5 protein-coding genes are annotated in these 4127 nt (G+C 43.7%); all 5 read right to left on the minus strand.

Annotated features, from left to right (window positions below):
* Window positions 1-47: 47 nt before the first annotated feature.
* Entirely contained in the window at window positions 48-470 is a 423-nt protein-coding gene (locus IQ229_RS16030; protein WP_194045318.1) for a type II toxin-antitoxin system VapC family toxin, read from the minus strand.
* Window positions 467-706, minus strand: coding sequence for a DUF2281 domain-containing protein (locus tag IQ229_RS16035; protein ID WP_194045320.1), 240 nt, complete (start codon window positions 704-706; stop codon window positions 467-469). The genes IQ229_RS16030 and IQ229_RS16035 overlap by 4 nt, the downstream gene beginning before the upstream one ends.
* 300 nt (window positions 707-1006) lie before the next feature.
* A complete protein-coding gene (nifD, locus tag IQ229_RS16040) occupies window positions 1007-2449 on the minus strand; it encodes a nitrogenase molybdenum-iron protein alpha chain (RefSeq protein ID WP_194045322.1) in 1443 nt (480 codons plus the stop codon).
* A 148-nt stretch (window positions 2450-2597) separates the two neighbouring features.
* Entirely contained in the window at window positions 2598-3491 is an 894-nt protein-coding gene (nifH, locus tag IQ229_RS16045) for a nitrogenase iron protein (RefSeq protein ID WP_194045324.1), read from the minus strand.
* 326 nt (window positions 3492-3817) lie between these two features.
* Window positions 3818-4127, minus strand: a 310-nt coding sequence (locus IQ229_RS16050; protein ID WP_194045326.1) for a globin domain-containing protein, incomplete at its 5' end; no start/stop codon positions are given.

Below are 4127 nucleotides of genomic sequence, written 5' to 3' on the forward strand. Positions count from 1 at the left end.
AAGAGACAGATATTGATGTTGAGGAGCGATCGCTCTTAACCCTGTTCTTACAAATCCTCTGGCATAATCACAGAAATTAATTGATTACGATTCTTCCGATAAATTCTAAAATCGCTATCAAATGTTAGCAATTCACTTTCAGGATATAGTTGTGCAATTCTCACCAAACACGCATCTGCTAACGACATTGGAACTGACTGATATTGTCGCAACAATTCTTTAATTACTACCGCTTCTTCACTCAAACACATCGAAATTAGTATCTTTCCCTCGTCCAGTAAAGACATCACCGTATCCTGACCACCGTAAATATTTCGCAACAAAAAACAAGTCTCTACAATTACAGGCTCACAAGTGAGTAAAGGCTGCTCAATTGTAGCTAAGGTATTAATTACCCAAGTATGAAGATGCTCTCTGCGATTAATAAAGGCTACTAATGGGCCAGTATCGATGATGACTCGTTGCTTCATTCAGTTCCTAAACCTTCAAGATATTGTTTGTTAGTCGCCAAATCACCGGGGCCACCATCAACACAACCAGCAAATTGTTGAGCTGCTTCCAAAAATGAAATAGGCTCAATTTGTTCAATATTTGTATGATTTTGTGCTAGCTGATTTTGCAGAAACTCAATAAAATCTAAGACCTCTTGTTGCTTCTCTGGCGGGAGCGATCGCATTTTTTCAGTGGCAGTTTGTATAATACTCAAAACAACCTCCAGATGTTATTCATCCGTTTTTTGTGCGTCCAATCACTTTAGTTTAGCAGGCTAACACTTTATGAAGCAAACAAACGAAAGAGTATAGTATGGATGCAAATTTTATTTGGTGTTGCTCAATTTAGCTGCTACGCTATATTTAATCTAAAAAATAGTCATTTAAAATAGTCTTTTGTTTTACAGTTTTTCTTAGAGCAAAATGCAAGCAAAATCTAAAAACCAGACTCTATAAGAGTTATACTGTCTGAAGCATCAAAATAGATTTTTCCTAAATAACCCTGCAACTCGCATTTAGGCTAGAAATAGGCTCTTTTTTCTCTCGCCGCCAAAAAACCTTGCATTATATGATGTTGAAGTGCGATCGCTAGGTTCGGAGTAATCCCAAGAGTGCATTTGACGGAAAGGAAGACCCATCTTTTGGAAGACGTACTTCTCTTTCACACCAGAAGCTACTAGGTCAGGCTTCAGCGCTTTGATAAATTCCTCGAATTCGTAAGCGGTAACGTCGTCATAAACGATGGTGCCGTTTTCGATGTAGTGAGTGGTACGTTTGTAATCGTCATTATGAGCGAACTCATAACCTGTACCAATCATCTTCATGCCCAAATCTTGGAAGGCTGGGACAACGTGGCGAGGACGTAGACCACCAACCATGATGGCAACAGTCTTACCTTCCAAGCGGGGGCGATACTTCTGAAGAATCGTATCCATTGTGGGCTGATACTTGGCGATAACTTTCTCAGCGTTCGCTTGGATTGTTTCGTCAAACTTAGAAGCGATTTCCCGTAAAGATTCAGCAATCTTGGTGGGGCCGAAGAAATTATACTCAAGCCAGGGTATACCATAAGCTTCTTCCATGTGACGGCTGATGTAGTTCATCGACCGATAACAGTGGATGAGGTTCATCTTCACATTGGGGGTCATCAACATTTCGTTGATGGTGCCATCACCTGACCACTGAGCGACTACGCGCAAGCCGATTTCTTCTAACAGGATGCGGCTAGCCCAAGCATCTCCACCGATGTTGTAGTCACCAATGATGGCTACATCATAAGGAGTACCTTCAAACTTGAGTGTACCGTCTTTCTTAGCTTGGTCGGATCTGGTGAAAACCCAGTCACGAACCATGTCGTTAGCAATGTGGTGTCCCAAAGATTGGGAAACACCCCGGAAGCCTTCGCAACGCACAGGTACAACTGGCTTGCCAATTTCTTTCGATGTCTTCCGAGCAACTGCTTCGATGTCATCCCCAATTAGACCGATGGGACATTCAGATTGAATGGAAACACCACGGTTGAGTGGGAAAAGTACATCAAGTTCTTGGATTAACTTGGTAAGTTTTTTGTCACCGCCGAACACGATATCTCTTTCTTGGAAATCGGAGGTGAAGTGCATCGTACCAAAGGTATCAATACCTGTGGTGCCGATGTAGTAGTTACGACGACCAGACCAAGACCAGTAACCGCAACCTACAGGCCCGTGGCTGATGTGGATCATGTCCTTAATAGGGCCCCAAACCACACCTTTAGAACCGGCGTAAGCACAACCACGAGCGGTCATTACCCCAGGCAGGGATTTAATGTTAGACTTAACGCCGCAATCGGACTTACCTTCTTCGTATACGTTTAAATGCTTTTCGCGCTTTTTAGCGGCTTTTTCAGGATAAGCACTGAGAACTTCTTTAATTAGCTCTTTTCTTTCTTCGATGATGTTTTGATTTTCTGGAGGAGTCATACTTAGCCTCTGTGACTTGTAAGGATCGGGGCATAGGGGGACTAGGAGTCCCCTCTAAGGTTAGGGGGGAGATGGAAGAGAGAGGAAAAGGTAAGATATGGAACTCTTCCTTTTTCCTTGTGCTAAAGCGTTATTTCTTAGCGGCGACTTATACTACAGGAGCTTGAGCAGCAGTCTGACCAACCAACTTGGCGGTATTTTCGTCGCTTTCGAGGATACCGAATTCAATCAACAATTCTTCTAGTTCTTCCATTTCGATGGGTGTAGGAATATCTAGCTTCTGGTTGTTAATGATCTTGGTAGCCAATGTGCGGTATTCGTTAGCTTGGTTGCTTTCTGGAGCGTACTCGTTAACGGTCATCCGGCGCAACTCTGCGTGTTGAACGATGTTGTCACGGGGTACGTAGTGAATCATTTGGGTGTTCAACCGTTTTGCCAAGGTTTCGATCAATTCGATTTCCCGGTCAGTGTTACGGCTGTTACAAATCAAACCACCCAAACGCACACCGCCAGTGTGAGCATACTTGAGAACACCACGAGCGATGTTGTTAGCAGCATACATCGCCATCATTTCACCTGATGTCACGATGTAGATTTCTTGTGCCTTGCCTTCACGGATAGGCATTGCGAAACCACCACACACAACGTCACCTAATACGTCGTAAGATACGAAGTCTAGGTTTTGGTAAGCACCGTTTTCTTCTAAGAAGTTGATGGCGGTGATGATACCACGACCGGCGCAACCTACACCGGGTTCTGGTCCACCAGATTCTACGCAACGAACGTCACGGAAACCGGTTAGCATTACTTCTTCGAGTTCGATATCTTCTACTGCACCACGTTCTGCGGCGAGGTGAAGAACGGTTGTTTGAGCTTTGCTGTGCAGCATCAAACGAGTGGAGTCAGCTTTGGGATCGCAACCAACGATAAGGATGCGTTGACCCATTTCTGCCATAGCTGCCAAGGTGTTTTGGGAAGTAGTAGATTTACCGATACCGCCCTTACCATAGAAAGCTATCTGTCTAATCTTTTCTTCAGTCATGATTCGTGTTTCCCTGCAATTGGTTGGTTGGTGGGTCTTTTTCGTTTGTCTTTGGGCTACTCACGCTTGTTGAGCTACAGCAGTGAGGGGATGTAGAACGTCACCGGTGGCGATCGCTCCACAGCCAAAATTATTGAAAGTAAGTACATCTCTTTGCTCGTTAAATTTTTTTTCTTTTTGTCTTTTCTCCTTTGTCCTTTGTCATTTGTTTTGACAAAGAACAAAGAAAATTACGTGATTTACAAATACGTCATAATGTGTTTCAGCTTGCAAGATTCAATAGGACTTGATGTTGTTATTTGTCAACAATCAATGCACAAGTCCTATTACTTGTTCAAAATAGCGCCCTTCATATTTGTGACGCGATCTAGTGCAGCTTTAGTGTTTTCTGCTGACACTCCACGCACAGCCATTGCTTCACCGAGATGCTTGGCGATCGCATCGAAGTGTGGTTGCTGTAGGTTCATTCCAGCGTGGGTTTTGTCCATTGGACGACCGCCGTATTGCTTTGGCCCTTCAAAGATTTGACCTAAGAAAGCAACTAGATGATTGCGTTGCTTTGCCATGTCTGTACCAGCAAAAATGGGACTGAGGAGGCTGTCTGTAGCAATGCGTTTGTGGAGTTCATCTACTACT

Source organism: Nostoc cf. edaphicum LEGE 07299 (genome assembly GCF_015207245.1).
In the GTDB taxonomy this organism is placed as follows: domain Bacteria; phylum Cyanobacteriota; class Cyanobacteriia; order Cyanobacteriales; family Nostocaceae; genus Nostoc; species Nostoc edaphicum_B.

Bases quoted from the DNA above. Each gene is read 5' to 3' on its own strand.
- IQ229_RS16030 (WP_194045318.1), bottom strand. From the start codon at position 470: ATGAAGCAACGAGTCATCATCGATACTGGCCCATTAGTAGCCTTTATT.
- nifD (WP_194045322.1), bottom strand. From the start codon at position 2,449: ATGACTCCTCCAGAAAATCAAAACATCATCGAAGAAAGAAAAGAGCTA.
- nifH (WP_194045324.1), bottom strand. From the start codon at position 3,491: ATGACTGAAGAAAAGATTAGACAGATAGCTTTCTATGGTAAGGGCGGT.